Genomic DNA, 19844 nt, shown 5'->3' with positions numbered 1-19844 from the left:
AAAATATTATAAAATATAAAATTTGTTTTTCTCTGATAATTTAGAAAAGTTTAAAATTTGTTATTTCCGACACTTCAGTCGGGTAAACTGGTAATATGAAACGTTTTTAAAGATTTATTTTTTCACAGGAAATTTTAATAAGATAGAAATATAAATATACAAAAAATATATTTGTGTGTATAATATGAATTATTAGAACATATATATATTTCTTTTTGTTTGAAAATGAAAGGGCTAACATTTTTATGGAGGGTGGAAATATGAAAAAAAAGATGCCGGTTTTTGTATTATCAACGGTAGCAATGAGCATGATTTTAGGGGCATGTAGTTATCAAAAAGATGAACAATCGCAAGCGAACGCAAAAGGGGATAGCGGGAAGAGCGGTGCGAAGCAAGTTATTAACTTAATTGAAACGCAAGAAATTCCAACGATGGATCCAGCATTATCAGCTGATGCAGTTTCTTCAAGAGTAATGACTAATACGATGGAAGGCTTATACAGTTTAGGAAAAGATGATAAGCTAGTTCCAGGTGTAGCGAAGGAATTCAAAAAGTCAGAAGACGGTAAAAAATATACATTTAAATTACGTGAAGACGCAAAATGGTCAAATGGTGAGCCTGTGACGGCGAAAGATTTCGTGTACGCATGGCAAAGAGCGATTAACCCAGACACAGCTGCGAAATCAGCGTACATTATGTATGATATAAAAAATGCAGAGAAAATTAATAAAAAAGAGATGAGTCCAGACCAATTAGGCGTAAAAGCAATTGATGACTATACATTAGAAGTGGAATTAGACAATTCAATTCCATATCTTGTAGATTTAATGGTATATCCAATCTTCTATCCTGTGAATGAAAAGTTTGTAAAAGAGCAGGGGACGAAGTTTGGTTTAGAAGCAAATACAACACTATATAATGGACCGTTTACACTAAGTGATTGGCAACATGAACGTAGCTTTAAAATGACAAAGAGCCCATCTTATTGGGAAAATAAAGAAGTGAAGATTGAGGAAGTAAACTTTAATATTGTAAAAGATACGTCTACGCCAATCAATTTATATGAGACAAACGCAGTCGATCGAGCGACGTTATTAGCAGAGTTCATCGATAAATATAAAGGAAAACCAGATTTCCAAACAGTAGAAGATACATCTGTATTCTTCCTTCGTTTAAATCAAAAAGATCCAGCGTTAGCAAATAAAAATATTCGTAAAGCAATTTCTCTTGCTTTTGAACGTAAGCCGTTTGTTGACACGCTATTAAATAACGGTTCTAAGCCAGCGACAGGATTAATTCCTGATAACTTCATTAAAGGACCGGATAAAAAGGACTTCCGTGCTGTAAATGGAGATATTGTAAAACCAAACGTGAAAGAAGCGAAGAAGTATTGGGAAGCTGGTAAAAAAGAGCTTGGTAAAAATGAAATTGAATTAGAGTTATTAAATGAAGACGTTGAATTATCGAAGAAAACTGGTGAATATTTAAAAGGTGAGTTAGAAAAGAATTTACCAGGTTTAACAGTGAAAATTAAACAACAACCATTTGCACAAAAACTAAAATTAGAAGATGCGGGCGATTACGTCATGTCATTCTCTGGATGGAGTGCAGACTTCCCAGATCCAGTTACATACCTTGATATGTTTGTAACGGACGGATCACAAAATAAAATGAAATATTCTAATCCGAAATATGATGAGATTATCATGAAAGCGAAGAAAGATGGAAGCGATGTAAATGCTCGTTGGAAAAACTTACTAGAAGCAGAGAAAATGTTACTTGATGATGCTGCGATTGTTCCAGTATATCAACGTGGTAGAGCATACTTACAAAGAGATTCAATTAAAAATATGTACAACCATAAATATGGTGGCGATTTAAGCTTTAAATGGGCGTCAGTAGAGAAATAAGAAAAAAGCAGGTGATTACCTGCTTTTTTTTAATACGTACGTTTCTTATAAATACCTTTCCCACCAACTTGGTTCCATCCGGATTGTACATCCAAACTTTTGTTAACAAACTTCATTTTTTCTTTTCCGCCAAAGAGTTTTTCACCGATGCTATTTGAAATGACACCAATCAATGCTGTGATTCCGATGATGAGGGCAGCAACAGTAACAAAATCAATAAAAAAAGCAATCATTTGCAAATTCCCCCTTTGCCTGTCTGTATTTTTATTGTATGAGATAAAAGATAAAAAAGAAAGAAATGTCAGAAAAATATTTGGTTTACTTTAGAAATCGTGTAGACAGGAGGGAGAATGTTTGTTAAAATAAGAACAAATGTTCCTTTTGATTCTCATTTATATAGTCTTACATTTCTTAATTGATTTATCAAGAAAAAGTAAGAAAACGTTCTCTTTTTTTAGGTGAAATTATAGATAAATAACTATATATTATATGAAAAATCAATGGGAAGTGAGTATTAAAAGGTTTGAAGGTCATTGTTAAAGTACAGCTAAAGTGAGCGTAATCATGTTACATAGCAGTGGAATACGCGGAAGAGTTTTCTCAACTAGTAGGAAATTTACTGTATATTTCTTGCAAAATCTATTGTATAATGATTATAGAAGTTACTTATTAAAAGTAATTGTTGTTTATTATAAGTTGTTGCTTACATGAAATGCGATTTTTGTACTTTGTTATAAGACAAGTTATCGCGAAAAATTGCTGAAGTTAGAATTTTAAACTGTAATTAGTACAGAATTTGTACTCTTTAAGGAGAGTGAGCTTTGTATGGTAACATTATATAGTTCTCCAAGCTGTACGTCTTGTAGAAAGGCGAAATTATGGCTAGAGGAAAATCATATTCCTTATACAGAACGTAATATTTTCTCAGATCCATTAACGATTGAGGAAATTAAAGAGATTTTACGTATGACAGAAAGCGGAACAGATGAGATTATTTCTACTCGTTCGAAAGTTTTCCAAGAATTAAATGTAAACTTAGAGTCTTTACCACTTCAAGATTTATATAAGATGATTCGTGACTATCCAGGGATTTTACGTCGTCCAATTATGATTGACGAGAAGCGTCTTCAAGTAGGTTACAATGAAGATGAAATCCGTCGTTTCTTACCACGTACAGTAAGAACGTTCCAATTACGTGAAGCACAACGTCTTGTAAATTAATTATAATAATATGAAAACCTTCTACCTATTATATAGTAGAAGGTTTTTTTTATTGTTTCACATTTCGTATGCGAACTTGTTGAACGATAATACCGATGCATAGAACAGTGAAAATGAACAAGAAAGGAATGCTTGTAGTGAAACTTGGGTTGTTATGAAAAAAGGTTGCAAGTCTGTCTTCGTGTGTAATCATCTTTCCAGCTGTATAGGCGAGTATCGCTGCTCCGCAATAAATGAGAAGTGGAAAGCGTTCCATAAGGATTAAAATAAGTTTGCTGCCCCAAATAATAATCGGAATAGAAATGAGTAACCCGATTATGACGAGTAATAATCTTCCGTGAGCCGCACCTGCAATAGCGATGACATTGTCAAACCCCATAACGAGATCCGCGAATACAATTGTACGCACAGCTTGGAATAAAGTTGTTTTCCCTTGAATAGAAGAAAGATCGTTGCTATTATCAGTTAATAAATTTACTGCAATGAATGTAAGTAAAATGCCGCCGATAAGCTGTAAAAATGGAATGTCGAGTAAGTAGACAGCTATTATTGTAAGAAGAATTCGTAGCACAATTGCTAAAAGAGTACCGATCAAAATGGCTTTATTTCGTTTTGCTTCAGGTAAATTCCGGCTAGCTAATGCAATGACAATTGCATTGTCACCACCTAATACAACATCAATACCGACAATCATTAGTACAGATGTTAAAAACTCTAAGTCCATTCGTCTGCCTCCATTTATGATGTTTTAATAAGCGAAATATATGTATGTGATGAAGAAAGTGGGAACTAAATAATCTCCTCTAATAGAAGTTTCACTTTATTACAGTGTACGGGGGAATATAGAAATGTATGTCCAAATTTTTCGTGTGTAAAGAATTGTCATAATGATATATTTATGTAGACAATCGAATAAAGATAGGCATATAACTATTTTTGTAAAATAAATCGATTTTATTTCCCTTCTGGAGAATCTTATCATAAAATGAGAGTACAAGAATCTATTGATTTGTCATATGAGTGGGGGATCCCTTCATAACAATTCTAAACAGGAAGGGAGAGTTGTATTTTGGAAATTGAAAGAATTAACGATCATACGATGAAGTTTTTTATTACGTACATTGATATAGAGGACAGAGGGTTTAATCGTGAAGAAATTTGGTATGACCGCGAACGTAGTGAAGAGCTCTTTTGGGAGATGATGGACGAAGCTCGTGATCATGATGACTTCTTTATTGATGGACCGTTATGGATTCAAGTGCAAGCAGTCGATAAAGGGATTGAAGTACTTGTCACGAAAGCCGAGCTCTCAAAGGATGGACAAAAGCTAGAGCTACCGATAGGTGTAGACAAAATTATAGACATTCCTTTAGATGAGGGTATCGAGTCATTATTCCAGCAAGAATTAGTGGAAGAGGTAGAAGAACAAACGGGAACAAACTTTAATGAAGATGGTACGTTTGGCTTTTTAATTAAGTTTAATGATTTTGAAGATGTTATTTCATTAAGTCATCGTCTTATCTTTGAAGATATAAAAGATGAGCTGTATTCATTTGATGACCGCTATTATGTATATGTGGAATTCGATGAAGTGCTACATGATGAAGAAGAAATTGATCGTATTTTAAGTATTATTTTAGAATATGGAGAAGAATCAACTTTAACAATTCATCGTGTGAGTGAGTATGGGAAACAAATTGTGAAAGAGCGTGCGCTTGAAACAATTCGCAATAATTTTCCTGCTAAAACGTAGGCCGATTTCTGTAGTATGAAATCGGCTTTTTATATGAAGAATAGGAAAGCTTTCTTAGTAAGGAGGTAAGAGATGAAAAATACGTTAAAGTTGATTTTCTTTGTTCTACTATTGTTCGCATTATTTGTTTCGCTACGTATGTTTATTGATGTAGCATTTTATTCGGATGTAATTGGGATAAAAGATGTTTCGATTTTAGGTATTATTAGTATTTTATTTACGGTATCTGCATTTTTAATTGGCTGTGTTATTTTCTTAGAAAACCGTCACCCGTCTAAAACACTTACATGGCTCATTGTGTTAGGTATTTTTCCGGTATTTGGATTCTTCGCTTATTTATTATTTGGACAAAACTTTCGGAGAAAGAGAATGTTCCAAAAGAAGGCGTTACTGGATGAACAGGCGTTTTTACAATATAAGGGGCATGAAGATTATGAAGAACGGATGTTACGTAATCATAAGCATCAAGAGCTGTTATTTCGTTTAGCGGACCGCTTAGGTGCTTTAAATATTTCATTTCAAACGGAAACGAGAACATTAACAAATGGGGATGAAACGTTTCAGGCCATTTTAGATGGATTAAAACGAGCGAAACACCACATTCATATGGAATATTACATTGTGCGTGATGATAAGCTTGGAACAGAAATTAAAGATATTTTAATACAAAAATCAAAAGAAGGCGTAGTCGTTCGGTTTTTATATGATGCGGTTGGAAGTTTTAGGTTATCGAATTCGTATATTGAAGAATTAAATGACGCAGGTGTCGAAATGATTCCGTTCTTTCCTGTGCGCTTTCCAATTTTAAACGATAAGATTAATTATCGAAACCACCGGAAAATCGTTGTTATTGATGGAAATGAAGGGTTTGTAGGTGGGTTAAATATTGGAGATGAATATTTAGGGAAGGATAAATATTTCGGTTTTTGGCGAGACACACATTTATATTTGCGTGGTGAGGCTGTTCAAAGTTTACAGCTTATTTTCCTTCAAGATTGGTTTTATATGACTGGTGAGGCAGTGCTGGCTCCAGAATATTTACAGGCAAAAGCAGTTGAAGGTGATCATTGGGGCGGAGTTCAGCTAATTGCAGGTGGACCAGATAATAAATGGGAAACGATTAAACATTTATATTTTGCAATGATCTCTTCTGCTCGGAAATCTATTTGGATTGCAACACCGTATTTCATTCCGGATGATGATATTTTATCTGCATTAAAGGTAGCGGCACTTGCTGGTATTGATGTTCGTTTATTAATGCCGAGTAAGCCTGATAAGCGCACTGTCTTTTATGCATCAAGATCATATTTCCCTGAGCTTTTAGATGCAGGAGTAAAGATATATGAGTACGAAAAAGGTTTTCTTCATAGTAAAGTTGTCATCGTTGATTCTGATTTAGCTTCAATTGGGACAGCAAATATGGATATGAGAAGTTTTCATTTGAACTTTGAAGTGAATGCCTTTTTATATGATACAGATAGCATTCGAAAACTCGTTCAAGACTTTAAAGATGATTTAGAAGAATCAAGTGAAATTCATGTCGATCGTTTTCATAAAAGACGTCTTCATAGACGAATTGTTGAATCGACATATCGATTATTATCACCTTTATTATAAAAAGAGATGTCCGAAATTGGGACATCTCTTTTTTAAAAGGGATTTGTAATAAATTGTAGAATATAAGGAGCTGAAAGGGTGTGATTATAATGTTTATCGCTAAAAGAGAAAACGGAGAGAAAATTCATCTACTCTATAATCGAAATGAAGAGCTTTTACAACGTATGCGTAAAAGGGAGCGTTTCTTTTGTATAGCTTGTGGAAAGGAAGTGCAAATGAAATTAGGGAAACAAAAAAGTTGGCATTTTGCTCATAAGAAAGTGGAGTCATGCCTTGCTTTTTATGAAGCAGAATCTATATATCATATGCACGGTAAAGAATTGCTATATAGATGGTTGAAACGTCAAAATTTCCATGTGGATATAGAGCGTTACCTTCCAAAAATCCAGCAAAGACCAGATATTTTCGTAGAGAGAGCAGGTAGGGAAATTGCGATTGAATATCAATGCGCCAATCTCTCCATAGAACAACTTTCTAAACGAACATACTCGTATTGGCAAGCGGGCATTCAGGTCATCTGGATCATTGGTGGAAATCAATTAAAAAAGCAAGCTGCATATTGGATGAAATTTTCCTCGCTTCTGGCTTTCTCCTTACAATCTTATCCTCAGCCATTTCTTATTTTCTTTTGTCCGAAACAAAAATCATTTATGAAATGTGCCTTTATCACTCCGTTTTCTACAAACGTCTCTTTCTCACATATTATGTATTTACCAAACGATACAACTACTTTTGAGTTACTCTTTTCCCCTGTTCCTTTCCGGAAAGAAATATTAGGACAGGAATGGAAGAAGCGAAAGGACTACTTTCGGCAAAATGCCCTGTCTATTTGGAATTATAATCATAAGTCACTATTACGCCTCTTATATCAATTTAAATGTACTCCAGCGAGCTTTCCTTCTGAAATTGGTGTTCCACTCCCGTCTTCATTTGCTTTTCAAACAAATCCATTTACATGGCAAGCTTTTCTATACATGAAGTGTATAGAAAAGCTTGCGGTAGGGAATTGTATTTCCCTTCAATATGTGTGTAGTTATGTAAAAAAATATACGAAAAGGCGCTTACTTCCGTACTTTTCACAACATATATGGAAAGTAGCGGTTACTGAATATATGACTTTTTTATGTTTTGTAGGCGTGTTGCGTAAAGTAGGAACTTATACGTACCGAAAAATGAGGAATATAGTTATGTTACAGACGGAGGAGGAAGTTAGGAAATATGATGAGATTTGCCTAACTTATGCGCTATCTCTATTTGAGACAAAGTTCAACATGGGAGAAGAAAAAGGGGATATAATAAAGAATGAACGTGAAGGAATTACATAAGAAAAACAGAATTGTACTTAAGTAGAGATATTTAAAGGAGGGCTTACAGAATGTCTGAACAAAATAAAGCAAAAACATTACCAGATCGCAATGAGATTGAAGAAGCAAGTACGTGGCGATTAGAAGATATTTTCCAAACAGATGCAGAATGGGAAAAAGAATTTCAAGCGATTAAAGAGTTACTACCGCGGTTAACTGAATTTAAAGGGAAGCTTGGTGACTCTGCGAACAACTTACTTGAGGCACTGCAATATGAAGATGAAATTTCAATGCGACTAGGTAAGCTATATACATATGCTCATATGCGTTACGATCAAGATACAACAAACTCTGTGTATCAAGCTTTAAATGATCGTGCGACGAATTTATATTCACAAGTATCTAGTAGCACAGCGTATATCGTACCTGAAATTTTATCTATTTCAGAAGATACACTGCAAGCATTTTTAAAAGAAAATAGAGACTTAAGTGTATATGAACATGCATTAGAAGAAATTACACGTCAACGTCCACACGTATTATCTGAGGCTGAGGAAGCTTTATTAGCGGAAGCATCTGAAGTAATGAGTTCATCAAGTAATACATTTGGTATGTTGAATAATGCAGATTTGAAATTCCCGTCTATTAAAGGCGAGGACGGAGAAGAAATAGAAATTACGCATGGTCGTTACATTCAGTTTTTAGAAAGTGATGATCGTCGTGTTCGCGAAGATGCATTCAAAGCTGTATTTGAAACGTATGGGAAATTTAAGAACACATTTGCAAGTACGTTAAGCGGAGCAGTGAAACGTAATAATTTCAATGCACGTATTCGTAAATATGACTCTGCTCGCCAAGCTGCATTGAGCAATAATAATATTCCTGAAGCAGTTTACGATCAACTTGTTGAAACGGTAAATGATCACTTACATTTATTGCACCGTTACATCGATATTCGCAAGCGTGCGCTAGGACTTGATGAACTTCATATGTACGATTTATATACACCACTTGTACAAGAAGTGAAAATGAATGTGAAATATGAAGAAGCACAAGACATGTTATTAAAATCTTTAAACGTACTTGGTGATGAGTATGTTGAAATTTTGAAAGAAGCATATGAAAATCGCTGGGTAGATGTGTATGAGAATAAAGGAAAACGAAGCGGAGCATATTCATCTGGTGCATACGGAACAAATCCTTACATTTTAATGAACTGGCATGATAATGTAAATAATTTATTTACACTTGCTCATGAGTTTGGTCATTCTGTGCATAGTTATTACACAAGAAAGACACAGCCGCACGTATACGGTGATTATTCAATCTTCGTTGCAGAGGTAGCGTCAACTTGTAATGAAGCGCTTCTAAATGATTATTTATTAAAAACGACAGAAGATAAAAAAGAGCGCCTATATTTATTAAATCATTATTTAGAAGGATTCCGTGGTACTGTATTCCGTCAAACGATGTTCGCAGAGTTTGAGCATATTATTCATAAGAAAGTACAAGAAGGACATGCTGTTACGCCAGATATGTTAACGGAGATCTACTACGATTTAAATAAGAAATATTTCGGTGACGCTTTAGTAATCGACGAAGAAATTGGGTTAGAATGGTCTCGCATTCCGCACTTCTACTACAACTATTACGTATACCAATACGCAACAGGATTTAGTGCAGCAACGGCTCTATCTAAACAGATTTTAGAAGAAGGGCAACCAGCGGTAGAACGTTACATTAATGAATTCTTAAAAGCAGGAAGCTCTGATTATCCAATTGAAGTGCTGAAAAAAGCAGGAGTTGATATGGCATCTCCTGAACCAGTGAAAGAGGCACTACAAGTATTTGAAGAGAAATTAAATGAATTAGAAGCGTTATTATTTGAAGAAAAGTAATGAGAAAAGACGAGGGATTTTATCCTCGTCTTTTTTGTTTAAAAATACAATTTGTCGATATTTGTCGAAATGAAAATCGGTTTTCCTTACTATTTCTAAATTTGAAGACAGTTTTATAGTTAATTTTTGAATTCAAAATCCTTTAAATCGTTTTCTATGGTTGAAATAAGAGAGAGCGATGACGATGACTCCGAATAAAAGAGGAAAGGCGATAATTTTAGGAAAAGCTTGTAATAGAGAGAGAATGTACAAGAAAAAAGAAACAAGGACACATGAAAAAATTAGTAAAATATAGGATTTCTTTATGAAAAACACCTCCTAAAGGGCTTTTATATAGCTTATTCAAAAATGAAAACGTTTAGAATGTGACAAAAGTGTGAAATTCGACAAAAGGGGTTGTCATCTGACGTCGAATCTTGTAATATAATAAGCGTGAACGAATTCACATACAAACATATACCCCTTTGTTTGAACGTGAAAATTTCTCCCATCCCCTTTAATATTTTTATAAGCCGTAAAGAAAAAGACCTGGTGTTTACACCAGGTCTTTTTCTTTTGCTATCCATTTCCAATAACGCTCACATTTTACGTCAATCATTTGTACTTTGCGTTTCAGTTGTAATTTTTTTAGTTCGCGCTCAATCTCTTGTTGCGAGCAGTCATATATAAATGCTACTTCTTTTAAAGATATAAATTGCGTTGCTTCTAGTAACATTTCTAAAGGCGGTAATGGTTCTGGCTCGATTTCACATTTTACGAGCTCTTTTAATAATTGTACGTATACATCATAGGAATAAGTTCCAGCGATTTTAATGCCTTCTTCATCTGAGTTCGCATGAAAAAAGACGAGGGAAGGTATTTCTGTAATATGCATTTCATTTGTGAATTTTAAGTCACATTGGAAAGCTTTTTTTGCGCTGGCGGAATGTAGATCTTTTTTAAATTCTTCTACATCAATATTGCTATCTTTTGCACATGCAAGCAATAATTCGCAGTCAGGGTTTGATACATTTTCAAGGAAAATGTATTCTTGGAGTTTTCGCAAAAACTTCGAACCTGCTTTTCGGCCTTGTAACTCCGCTGCTTTAATTGCCATCGAAACTAAATATGGTGTTGATGATGCCTCTTGCATATGTACTTTTCCATCACATGAAAAACCTTGTAAACTTGTCGTCTTTTCCCACACAAATCGAATATTAGCAGGTTTATTCCATTTGTGTGAGGAAGCGTTCGTTCCGTCCACTTTTCCAGTTACAATATGACGAATAGAGAAGTATTTCCCGTATTCAAGCCATAGTTTAATAATAAAGGGTTCAATTTCCCAGCAATCTTTACAAAGTGGATCAATAAATAAATATGCTTCTACAGACTTATGCTCACATGCGGAAGGAGATGGCATATTGATATGCTTTGCTTCCTGTTTATCCATTATATTTCACCTGTTTCGTTTGGAGTATTAACCATATGCTGAGCAGTTAATGCTAAACGTTCAAAAACGAACTCTCTTATATGACCATGTACTCCTGTGTCATCCATTGCTTGCTCCATACATGATAGCCAAGCCTCTGCTCGTTTTGGCGTAATCTCAAACGGAAGATGGCGTGCTCTTAACATAGGATGACCATGTTCTTCAGTGTACAAATTAGGACCACCTAAATATTGTGTTAAAAATTGTTTTTGCTTCCTAGCTGTTTCTGTTAAATCATCCGGGAAGATGGGAGATAAGTCAGGGTGTTTACTGACATAGGAATAAAATGTGTCTACTAATATTGCAATGCATTGTTCACCGCCAATTGCTTCAAATGGTGTCATCGGTTGCTTGCTCATCCTTTATAAACTCCTTTTTCCATGAAATGTATATCTATTGTAGCAATGGAATGTTCGAGAGGGCAAATAAACAGCCTTCCTAACATTCTTTGCTTCTTCTACAGGTGTAAATGAACCTTTTACTTTTTAAGAAGTGAGATGTATCCACTAGTAGAACGGATTCACTAGTGGAATTTTCACTTTAGCGTGCTTTGTTTTGTTTGGCAAGGAAAAAGCGTTTTACTTTGTTATTTGTATGGCGAACTGGTACGTTATGCTGTGTTAACAAATGAATAAATGCAGCTTTTCCTGTTTCTTCGTCTTGCACTTCATATTCAATTTCATAATCATCGTGATTGTAATAGAAACTATGATCAAAGACAAGCGCTCCGCCTTCAAATAATGTTTCAGCTCTTTCAGTTGTTAAACTGCCCATATAAGTTAAAGCGGAAACAGGAATTTGTAATTTGTGTAGTTGGTCTACTACAGCACCTTGAATGATTGTGTTTGTTTCCATCATCATTTTTGCTTCGGCCTCGGTTACAACTTGATGCGTTTCTAACAAGCCGATTTCTGCAGATTGTTTTAACGTTAATGTATAAGTTTCCCCTTTATGACGAATACGAAGTGCAGAACCAGCTTCTTTTAATGAAAAGTCGGGCGTTTCAAAGTAGTGATTCACTTGTTTCGTGAAAGCTTCAATAGAAAAAGATTTGCATAATGATTGGAATTCTTCTTCTGTAACGATATTTTTAAATTCAATTTCAATTTCTTGTGTCATTGTATGCGCTCCTTTTTAAAAATAATTCTTTACACATTATCGCTTTTTCACAAATTTGGTTCAATGTTTTATTTGTTTGCGTCCATGTTATGATACAATAATACTGTTAAGTAAGACAGGAAGTTGAGATGGAGGAGTTCGAGCATGCAAAATAAAATTCAAGTAAAGAGCGTAGAAATGAGAGAGAATGCGCTTATTTTTTGTGCGGAAAATACTGAAATAGAGGTAAAGGAGTTAAGTGCGCGTAATCATGTACTTGTAGACTCAGACAATTTATCATTTTTATATATCTTAGAAAACGAATCATCTTTCATATATGTAAGTATTCCGCATACATGCTGGGAAGCAATGCGTGAAGCAATGAATAAAGATACAGCGATGTTTATTCAAGTGAATGATGTTGAAATGGAATTAGAAGGTTTAAAAGAAGAAGTAGAATATTTAGTTGAAAATATTGAAGGTAATGCAAATTACGGAGAAGAACTAGTAACTGCTGTAGAAAAAGTATTTCTATAAGCAAATGGATTGATTTTGGTGGTGGTTGAAATGAATCGAAATTGGGAAGAATTTTTAGCACCTTACCATCAAGCGGTGGCAGAGCTGAAAGTGAAACTAAAAGGAATGCGTACTCAATTTGCAATGTTAACAGAGCATTCTCCAATTGAGTTTGTAACAGGAAGGGTAAAGTCGGTTGCAAGTATCATTGATAAAGCGGAGAAGAGAAATGTACCGCTAGACCGGCTCAGAGAAGATATGCAGGATATCGCGGGCCTTCGAATGATGTGTCAATTTGTTGATGAGATTAAGCCTGTTGTAGAATATCTCCGAAAACGAAATGACTTTGAAATCGTGGAAGAGCGTGATTATGTTACGCAAAAGAAAGATAGCGGTTATCGCTCTTATCACGTTGTTATTAGTTATCCTGTTCAAACGATTCAAGGGGAACAAAAAGTATTGGTAGAAATCCAAATACGCACGCTAGCAATGAACTTTTGGGCAACGATTGAGCATTCTTTGAATTATAAATATAGTGGGCGTTTTCCTGAAGATATTAAAATACGCTTGCAACGTGCAGCGGAAGCGGCGTTTTTATTGGATGAAGAAATGTCTTCTATTCGTCTTGAAATTCAAGAAGCACAAAAGGCTTTTTCAAGAAAGCAAGAAACGAAAGATTCCGAATCATAAACTAAAGGGTGTTGGCGATGAAATTTACAATTATGTCAAAGGGAGATCAATCATCAGATACACTAGCAAGCACGATGAAAGAGTACTTGCTAGATTTTGGATTCATTATGGATGAAAAGGAACCCGATATTGTAATTTCTGTTGGGGGAGATGGAACGCTTTTATATGCGTTTCATCGTTATTATAATCGATTGGATGAAACAGCATTTGTTGGTGTACATACAGGGCATTTAGGTTTCTATGCAGATTGGTTACCGACAGAAGTAGAGAAATTAGTAATTGCGATTGCTAAAACGCCATTCCAAGTGGTGGAATATCCGCTTTTAGAAGTGATTATTCGCTATGTGAATGGAAGTAAAGAGTCACAGTATTTAGCGATGAATGAAGCGACTGTAAAAAGTGCAGAGGGCACATTAGTAACAGAAGTGGAAATACGGGGAGAGTACTTTGAAACATTCCGCGGGGATGGTCTATGTATCTCAACTCCTTCAGGAAGTACTGCCTATAATAAAGCACTTGGCGGTGCAATTATTCACCCTTCTATTGAAGCAATTCAAATTGCAGAAATGGCATCCATTAACAACCGTGTGTTTCGTACTGTAGGCTCGCCGCTTGTATTGCCGAAGCATCATACATGTGTGTTGAAGCCGGCTCCAGGGATGAACTTACAAATTACGGTGGACCATTTAACGATGGTTCATCAAGATGTGAAATCAATCCAATATCGCGTTGCAAACGAGAAAGTGCGATTTGTTCGTTTCCGCCCGTTCCCATTCTGGAAACGTGTCCGTGACTCGTTTGTTGCAGATAAATAGAAGGGGTTTATATATTGAACAGATTTACATTGAAATGGGATATAGAGTCAGCTGAAGAGGGAACTTTAGTTAGAGAATTTTTGAAAACAAAAGGGATTTCTAAAGCTGCTTTAACGGATATAAAATTTCATGGCGGAGCCATTGAAGTAAATGGTCAATATGCAAGCGTTCGTCATCAACTACAAGCGGGCGAACAATTACGTGTTTTTTTTCCAGTGGAAGAAAGAAGTGAAGGGATGATTGCGGAAGATATCCCACTATGCATTGTATATGAAGATGATGCAGTTCTTGTCATCAATAAAGAAGCGAACATGTCAACGATTCCGTCTAGAGAACATCCAGAGGGAAGTGTTGCTAACGCGCTTTTGTCTTATTATGATAAGCAGCATCTTGCCAGTACGGTGCACATTGTAACAAGGTTGGATCGTGATACGTCAGGACTCATGCTTATTGCAAAAAATCGTTTCGTACATCATCTTTTATCGAAACAACATCAACAAAAAGCTGTGAAACGAACGTATGAAGCAATTGTTCATGGAGAGATGATAAAACGTGAAGGAACGATTGATGCACCGATTGGTAGAAAATCAGATAGCATCATTGAACGAACAGTTTGTGAGGATGGACAGAGGGCAGTTACTCATTTTAGAGTGATTCATAGTTCCTCGCAAAAGACGCATGTATCTCTTGAACTTGAGACAGGAAGAACGCATCAAATCCGCGTGCATATGGCTCATATAGGACATCCGTTACTTGGTGATGACTTATATGGAGGAAGAAGGGATGAAATGAAACGACAAGCACTTCACAGTACATCTTTGGCGTTTTATCATCCTATTTTAGAAAAGGAAATGTCTTTTGCTACGACGATTCCAAGCGATATGCAGCAGTTATTAATGCACGCTTAAAAAGGGACCAAAATTCTTATGTAATGAAGAATTTTGGTCCCTTTTTTCTTAGCGGAATAATATTAAAATTTGATTATCATCCGTACGCTTAATAACGAAAAATCCACTTTCAGCTTTTGTAGCAATGCCGTCATCATTTGGACGACAATATCCATGCGGTTCGCAAGTGCCATCATCACGTACTAACATTTGTCCAATTAATCCGACAGGAAGCCAACCAGAACGGTCTTTTCTTGCTATATATTTGCAAGCTGGATCCCATTCTGTATTTAAAAGTGGTTGTATTTCTTGTGTTTCTGTACGTACATATTGACGCTTTCCAAAGTTATCTGTTTTATAGCGCTTTTGCCAACTTAAAGCACCACTATTTCCTATAATAGCGGGGGTTGCACTAGATATTCCTAAAATGAAAGAATCGTTTGAAGTAGCTATCCGAATTTTTTCTTCGCTACTAAATGTAACGAAATAACCGACATCAATAGCTTTATGGTCCGCTGTTTCAAACATTTGTGCAAAATCCGTTCCGCCTGCATTGTAAGAAGCACCCTCAATGTACATTTCTCCATTATGAGCAAGCCATTTAGCACCGATATTATGATCGGTATCGTTTGTTCCATTTGCAATAAACCAAGAATAGGCTTCTTCGGCCGTGCCGAATCGTCCCATAATATGGCTTCCTGCAAAATGAGCTGTTGATGTATGATTACCTTCCGCATGAGAAGAGAATCCATTAGCGATAGTTGCGGTTCCTTCTGCGTGTGCTGCTTCGCCTAAAGCAATCGTATGTTTACCTTCCGCGTGAGAATAAGAGCCGCCTGCTGTCGTTTCACTTCCTTCACTATGCGAACTATGTCCAGTTGCTTTTGTTTTCGATCCTTCTGCATGGGAGCAAGTTGCTTTTGCGTGTGTAAGAAGTCCTTCTGCATGTGAAACTGTACCCTCTGCATGAGAGTGAAGCCCCTCTGCATGTGAATATCGGCCTTCTTTTTTTACTTTCGTATTTTCAGGTGCAGGAGTCTGAATTATGATCGTTTTTTCTGTTTGTATATTATTTGATGGAGTTAATGCTTCTTTTATTTTTTTTACTTGGTTTATAATATCGGTTGGAATTTCTGGTTGTATTTTTTTATTTATTGCTACAGGAATGTTCTCTTCCGTATTTTCCTGTTTTTCTTCAGAATGCAGTATTTGTTCATCGTGATGAGAGAGATGTTTATTTTTTTGTTGCATCTTTACTTTTCTACGATTGATTATGCGACTCATTACAGCATTTTCTAAAGAGACATATTTTGTTTTAGCTTTGCTCTTTTTTGATGACTCTTGTTCTTCTAGTTCTTCTATAGCTGCAGCTCGAATGCCGCACCAGTTGTTAATTCCATACATGGGCTGATATAAAGGGTGGAATTTTCTTTTTTGTTGAGAAGATTTTTTCTTCATTCTGTCACCTCCTGCGACATTATATGTCGTGCAATTAAAAAAAGATGCACTTTATTGCATCTTTTTTTAATTGCTTTACCTAGATTTATATAGGATACATCTAGAAAATATGATAATCTCTCGTTATTCGTGAATTGTACGAAGTAGAGAGGATTATGAAATTGGGCGGAATTTCTCAGGGACAAAAGGAAGGGAAGAAGGGACAGAAACGGTCTCCATTTCAGGATAACGTAATCCAGTTAGTTTACCTCCAAATACAGCGCCAGTATCGATATTGACTGTATGATTTACAAAACGAGGTTCTTTTACTGGTGTATGTCCATATATAATCCAAGCGTCGCCCTTATATTCTTTCGCCCAGTCGCGACGGACAGGAGAGCCATCATCATGTTTTTCACCTGTAATATCGCCATATAATACAAACGTTTGTACTTTTTTATCTTGCCTTCCGATGTAATCTTTCCGAATGCCAGCGTGACATACAATTAACCTTTTCTCATCGAGCACGTGATATAAAGGGGAATTTTCATAAAGGGTGATGAACTTTTCTTTTATGATTTGCTGTTTTTGAAAAGATAGTGCTTCGTATTCAGCAGCAGTTGTTTCAAGTCCGTGAGCGATTGTCACATTACGTCCGAGGAAAAATCGGTACAGCTTATTACAGTGATTTCCAGGAGCGTAATAAGCCTCTTTTTTATGTATGACAAGTTCCCATACAAGTTCAATCATATGTAATGAATGAGGGCCACGGTCTGTAATATCACCAACGAATGCCAGCTTTCGCTCGTCGGGATGAACTGGCATGCCACTATTCCATTTATATCCTAGTTTCGTCGTTAAGTTTTGAAACTCTTGGAAGCAGCCATGAATGTCACCTATAATGTCATATTTCATATGTAAACCTCCAGCCTATTTTTCATTAGTATAACTAAAAAAGGATAGAGATAAAAATATCGTTTTTTGCACGATTTATTTAAACATAAAAACTTTCGTTCGTGAGCGAACGTTTAAAATAAATCCAATTGCAATCATGTATGTAAGCAACGAACTTCCTCCGTAGCTCATAAGGGGTAATGTGATTCCTGTAATAGGTAGTAATCCGATTGTCATCCCGATATTTTGAAATACTTGAAAAGTAAACATTCCGATTGTACCAGCGCAGATGTAACTACCGAAAGGGTCATTACTTTCTAAAGCGATATGAATCATGCGGAAAATAAGTAGGAAAAAAAGTGCAATAATGACACTTGCGCCTAAAAATCCGAATTGCTCAGCGACATTAGTGAAAATAAAATCTGTATGTGGTTCTGGAAAGTATACTTGTCCATTTTCCCAACCTTTTCCTTGCATTTCTCCTGATCCAGTAGCTAAAAAAGCTTGTCTTAATTGATAGCCTTGCGCGTCATATTCGTAAGGGGCCAGCCAACCATAGAAGCGGTTTAATTGGTATTCTTTTAAGATATACTCCTTAAAGAATTCTGTATGAGCAATATAAATATACGTTAAGGTAACACCTGCTGTGAAAATAACGGAGACTAATCCGAAAATAAAGCGCCAACGTATACCGGAAACTAGTATCATTGCTGCCAGCATCGCTGAAATTACCATTGTGTTTCCTAAATCAGGTTCTTTTGCAATAAGTAGTAGCGGTGGCAAACTCGTTGCGAATATTTTTCCGAGTAAGATAAAATCTTCACGAGGTGTTCGAAAAAAATATTTTTCGTTATGATTAGCTATAATTCGTCCAATGACGATAATTAAAAATAATTTCATAATTTCTGAAGGTTGAAAATTTCCGATGCCTGGGAGCCTGTACCAAGCGGTAGCCCCTTTAATTGTAACGGCACCTGGAACCTGAAGTTCTAGCCCGATAAGTAATATCATTGCAAAGCTATATAAATACCAAGCAATTTTTTGATACCGATCGAAATCGATAATCATAATAACACTAATAGCGACAAATCCAATGAAGTACCATTGTATTTGCTTGAGTGCAAAATTTACATTTTGTAAAAATGGTGGTAAAGAGGTTTGCGCACTTGCAATAGCAAAGCAACTAACAGTCCCAATGGCAAATAAAATGAATAGTAATACGTAGTCTATTTGATATTGAGAATTCGTATCTTTCACTGTATGTAATCCTTTCTATCGCCTAGTAAATATGTTGATGACGTCATTCTAAAAGTAATATAAGCAGACTATCCATACATTTATTCCACTATTTATGTAAAGTCATACATAAATAGTGGAATAGCTCCTCCCTTATGCAAAGCTATCGTGGATTTAGCTCTTTTATAATTATATTTAAACAACGAGAAAGACGTATATGTGCATCTGGAATGAGATTGGGGTATTGTTTATAAAACTCGAATGCACCCATACACCACTCATAGGCTTTGAGCAGACTAGTTCTATAATCATTGAAATCTTGTAAGAAACCATACTTTTTTGAGGTTAAAACGAGATGTGAAAAATCTTCAGATCCTTCAAGTAATTTATGGTGTACTTGCTGTCCATCATGAAAGCGAAAGGAACTTAAAGGTTCAGTGATATAAAATGCATCACCTTTTGAAAGTAAACCCATCCAAGAGGCCATATCAACACTACAACAATAGTTCCTTTCATTTAGAGTACCAAAAGGTTCTGTTAATAGTCGCCTTCGAAAGAGTACAGTCGTAGGTTCACCAATAATATTCTGTCCAGATAAAAGCATATGGTTTCCAAAATCTATCCCACTTAGCAGGGTATCTTCGCTATACAATCTATTTACAGCGGGATGGTTTTCAATTATATCTCCATTTTCATCAATCCAAGTGCGATATGATGTAATAAGTGCGAGTTTTTGATTTAAGTCTTGTTGGAAATAGAACATCATTTTCTCAATTTTATTACTATGGAATAAGTCATCGTCCATTAAGAAGTTTATGTATTCGCCACTAGACTGTTCTAAGAGCATGAGGTCATTATGGAATTGTCCTAAAGTAGTACTATTCCGGATATATGTTATATGGGAATGGTTTAGTAAGTATTTTTCATGCATTAATTTTTCAGTTTCATCATTCGTACTATCGTCTCCTACAATAACTTCAATGTTTGGATAAGTTTGTGCCAAAGCACTTTCTAAAGCGATTTTGAAATAATGTGGTCTATTATAGGTGGGAATAAGGATGGAAACAAGAGGTAGATTTTTTTCATTTGTCATACGTAAC

The 19844-nt window shown here is 35.6% G+C and carries 19 protein-coding genes; 10 read left to right on the top strand and 9 right to left on the bottom strand.

The features are described 5' to 3' along the window. The first annotated feature begins 260 nt into the window (after positions 1-260). The gene (locus tag JDS92_RS03145) at positions 261-1910 is read left to right on the top strand and encodes a peptide ABC transporter substrate-binding protein (protein ID WP_000728607.1); all 1650 of its coding nucleotides are present in this window, start codon (positions 261-263) and stop codon (positions 1908-1910) included. A gap of 29 nt (positions 1911-1939) precedes the next feature. On the opposite strand, the gene JDS92_RS03140 is transcribed toward JDS92_RS03145, so the two are convergent. Beyond that, a complete protein-coding gene (locus tag JDS92_RS03140; RefSeq protein ID WP_000559975.1) occupies positions 1940-2143 on the bottom strand; it encodes a hypothetical protein in 204 nt (67 codons plus the stop codon). A 592-nt stretch (positions 2144-2735) separates the two neighbouring features. Between JDS92_RS03140 and spx the strand changes: the two genes are divergently transcribed. Next, the gene (spx, locus tag JDS92_RS03135; protein WP_000258267.1) at positions 2736-3131 is read left to right on the top strand and encodes a transcriptional regulator Spx; all 396 of its coding nucleotides are present in this window, start codon (positions 2736-2738) and stop codon (positions 3129-3131) included. Between the two features lie 49 nt (positions 3132-3180). Here spx and JDS92_RS03130 read toward each other — a convergent pair whose 3' ends face one another. Further along, positions 3181-3855 carry a TerC family protein gene (locus tag JDS92_RS03130; protein WP_199631488.1) on the bottom strand — a complete coding sequence of 225 codons (675 nt, stop codon included), beginning with the start codon at positions 3853-3855 and terminating at the stop codon, positions 3181-3183. Between the two features lie 345 nt (positions 3856-4200). On the opposite strand from JDS92_RS03130, the gene mecA reads away from it, so the two are divergent. The 4 genes from mecA (at position 4201) to pepF (ending at position 9703) form a co-directional block, all read left to right on the top strand. Continuing rightward, the gene (gene mecA, locus JDS92_RS03125; protein WP_000402125.1) at positions 4201-4884 is read left to right on the top strand and encodes an adaptor protein MecA; all 684 of its coding nucleotides are present in this window, start codon (positions 4201-4203) and stop codon (positions 4882-4884) included. 72 nt (positions 4885-4956) lie between these two features. Then, a complete protein-coding gene (locus JDS92_RS03120) occupies positions 4957-6501 on the top strand; it encodes a cardiolipin synthase (protein WP_000799211.1) in 1545 nt (514 codons plus the stop codon). Positions 6502-6581: 80 nt separating this feature from the next. Next, the gene (locus JDS92_RS03115) at positions 6582-7826 is read left to right on the top strand and encodes a competence protein CoiA (RefSeq protein WP_002093814.1); all 1245 of its coding nucleotides are present in this window, start codon (positions 6582-6584) and stop codon (positions 7824-7826) included. Positions 7827-7876: 50 nt separating this feature from the next. Continuing rightward, positions 7877-9703 (top strand): oligoendopeptidase F, encoded by a 1827-nt coding sequence (pepF, locus tag JDS92_RS03110; RefSeq protein ID WP_097957176.1) that lies wholly within the window; start codon positions 7877-7879, stop codon positions 9701-9703. Between the two features lie 535 nt (positions 9704-10238). Here the strand turns inward: pepF and JDS92_RS03105 are convergent. From JDS92_RS03105 to JDS92_RS03095, 3 genes are all read right to left on the bottom strand, one after another. Further along, entirely contained in the window at positions 10239-11132 is an 894-nt protein-coding gene (locus JDS92_RS03105) for a ClpXP adapter SpxH family protein (protein WP_199631487.1), read from the bottom strand. Then, positions 11132-11530, bottom strand: a complete 399-nt coding sequence (locus tag JDS92_RS03100) for a globin domain-containing protein (RefSeq protein WP_000043381.1) — start codon at positions 11528-11530, stop codon at positions 11132-11134. The genes JDS92_RS03105 and JDS92_RS03100 overlap by 1 nt, the downstream gene beginning before the upstream one ends. A 181-nt stretch (positions 11531-11711) precedes the next feature. Beyond that, positions 11712-12290 carry a CYTH domain-containing protein gene (locus tag JDS92_RS03095; protein WP_199631486.1) on the bottom strand — a complete coding sequence of 193 codons (579 nt, stop codon included), beginning with the start codon at positions 12288-12290 and terminating at the stop codon, positions 11712-11714. 144 nt (positions 12291-12434) lie between these two features. Between JDS92_RS03095 and JDS92_RS03090 the strand changes: the two genes are divergently transcribed. From JDS92_RS03090 to JDS92_RS03075, 4 genes are read left to right on the top strand one after another with little or no spacing between them, the layout of a single operon-like run. Continuing rightward, entirely contained in the window at positions 12435-12806 is a 372-nt protein-coding gene (locus JDS92_RS03090; protein ID WP_001180013.1) for a UPF0738 family protein, read from the top strand. 30 nt (positions 12807-12836) lie between these two features. Continuing rightward, complete coding sequence (gene yjbM, locus JDS92_RS03085) at positions 12837-13475, top strand: GTP diphosphokinase (protein WP_001081482.1); 639 nt, start codon at positions 12837-12839, stop codon at positions 13473-13475. A 17-nt stretch (positions 13476-13492) separates the two neighbouring features. Beyond that, a complete protein-coding gene (locus tag JDS92_RS03080) occupies positions 13493-14290 on the top strand; it encodes an NAD kinase (RefSeq protein ID WP_000673191.1) in 798 nt (265 codons plus the stop codon). A 14-nt stretch (positions 14291-14304) separates the two neighbouring features. Next, entirely contained in the window at positions 14305-15198 is an 894-nt protein-coding gene (locus tag JDS92_RS03075; RefSeq protein WP_001079113.1) for an RluA family pseudouridine synthase, read from the top strand. A gap of 48 nt (positions 15199-15246) precedes the next feature. On the opposite strand, the gene JDS92_RS03070 is transcribed toward JDS92_RS03075, so the two are convergent. From JDS92_RS03070 to JDS92_RS03055, 4 genes are all read right to left on the bottom strand, one after another. Continuing rightward, positions 15247-16635 (bottom strand): peptidase G2 autoproteolytic cleavage domain-containing protein, encoded by a 1389-nt coding sequence (locus JDS92_RS03070; protein WP_098824709.1) that lies wholly within the window; start codon positions 16633-16635, stop codon positions 15247-15249. A 153-nt stretch (positions 16636-16788) separates the two neighbouring features. Continuing rightward, on the bottom strand, positions 16789-17529 hold the full coding sequence (gene prpE / locus JDS92_RS03065) for a bis(5'-nucleosyl)-tetraphosphatase PrpE (RefSeq protein ID WP_000872707.1): 741 nt from the start codon (positions 17527-17529) through the stop codon (positions 16789-16791). Between the two features lie 75 nt (positions 17530-17604). Further along, positions 17605-18765 carry an FtsW/RodA/SpoVE family cell cycle protein gene (locus tag JDS92_RS03060; protein ID WP_000655682.1) on the bottom strand — a complete coding sequence of 387 codons (1161 nt, stop codon included), beginning with the start codon at positions 18763-18765 and terminating at the stop codon, positions 17605-17607. A 142-nt stretch (positions 18766-18907) separates the two neighbouring features. Then, entirely contained in the window at positions 18908-19837 is a 930-nt protein-coding gene (locus tag JDS92_RS03055; RefSeq protein ID WP_016108013.1) for a glycosyltransferase family 2 protein, read from the bottom strand. Positions 19838-19844: the final 7 nt, after the last annotated feature.

The sequence above is a fragment of the Bacillus cereus group sp. N12 genome (assembly GCF_016483575.1).
Taxonomy (GTDB): Bacteria; Bacillota; Bacilli; order Bacillales; family Bacillaceae_G; genus Bacillus_A; species Bacillus_A toyonensis.
Note: the sequence above shows the minus strand (reverse complement) of the source record. Positions and strands in the feature narration are given on the sequence as shown.

Excerpts from the sequence above, each read along its gene's own strand:
- JDS92_RS03105 (WP_199631487.1), bottom strand. The coding sequence starts at position 11,132 with ATGGATAAACAGGAAGCAAAGCATATCAATATGCCATCTCCTTCCGCA.
- JDS92_RS03080 (WP_000673191.1), top strand. The coding sequence starts at position 13,493 with ATGAAATTTACAATTATGTCAAAGGGAGATCAATCATCAGATACACTA.
- JDS92_RS03100 (WP_000043381.1), bottom strand. The coding sequence starts at position 11,530 with ATGAGCAAGCAACCGATGACACCATTTGAAGCAATTGGCGGTGAACAA.
- prpE (WP_000872707.1), bottom strand. The coding sequence starts at position 17,529 with ATGAAATATGACATTATAGGTGACATTCATGGCTGCTTCCAAGAGTTT.
- JDS92_RS03055 (WP_016108013.1), bottom strand. The coding sequence starts at position 19,837 with ATGACAAATGAAAAAAATCTACCTCTTGTTTCCATCCTTATTCCCACC.
- JDS92_RS03090 (WP_001180013.1), top strand. The coding sequence starts at position 12,435 with ATGCAAAATAAAATTCAAGTAAAGAGCGTAGAAATGAGAGAGAATGCG.
- JDS92_RS03140 (WP_000559975.1), bottom strand. The coding sequence starts at position 2,143 with ATGATTGCTTTTTTTATTGATTTTGTTACTGTTGCTGCCCTCATCATC.
- yjbM (WP_001081482.1), top strand. The coding sequence starts at position 12,837 with ATGAATCGAAATTGGGAAGAATTTTTAGCACCTTACCATCAAGCGGTG.
- JDS92_RS03095 (WP_199631486.1), bottom strand. The coding sequence starts at position 12,290 with ATGACACAAGAAATTGAAATTGAATTTAAAAATATCGTTACAGAAGAA.
- pepF (WP_097957176.1), top strand. The coding sequence starts at position 7,877 with ATGTCTGAACAAAATAAAGCAAAAACATTACCAGATCGCAATGAGATT.
- spx (WP_000258267.1), top strand. The coding sequence starts at position 2,736 with ATGGTAACATTATATAGTTCTCCAAGCTGTACGTCTTGTAGAAAGGCG.
- JDS92_RS03145 (WP_000728607.1), top strand. The coding sequence starts at position 261 with ATGAAAAAAAAGATGCCGGTTTTTGTATTATCAACGGTAGCAATGAGC.
- JDS92_RS03120 (WP_000799211.1), top strand. The coding sequence starts at position 4,957 with ATGAAAAATACGTTAAAGTTGATTTTCTTTGTTCTACTATTGTTCGCA.
- JDS92_RS03130 (WP_199631488.1), bottom strand. The coding sequence starts at position 3,855 with ATGGACTTAGAGTTTTTAACATCTGTACTAATGATTGTCGGTATTGAT.
- JDS92_RS03070 (WP_098824709.1), bottom strand. The coding sequence starts at position 16,635 with ATGAAGAAAAAATCTTCTCAACAAAAAAGAAAATTCCACCCTTTATAT.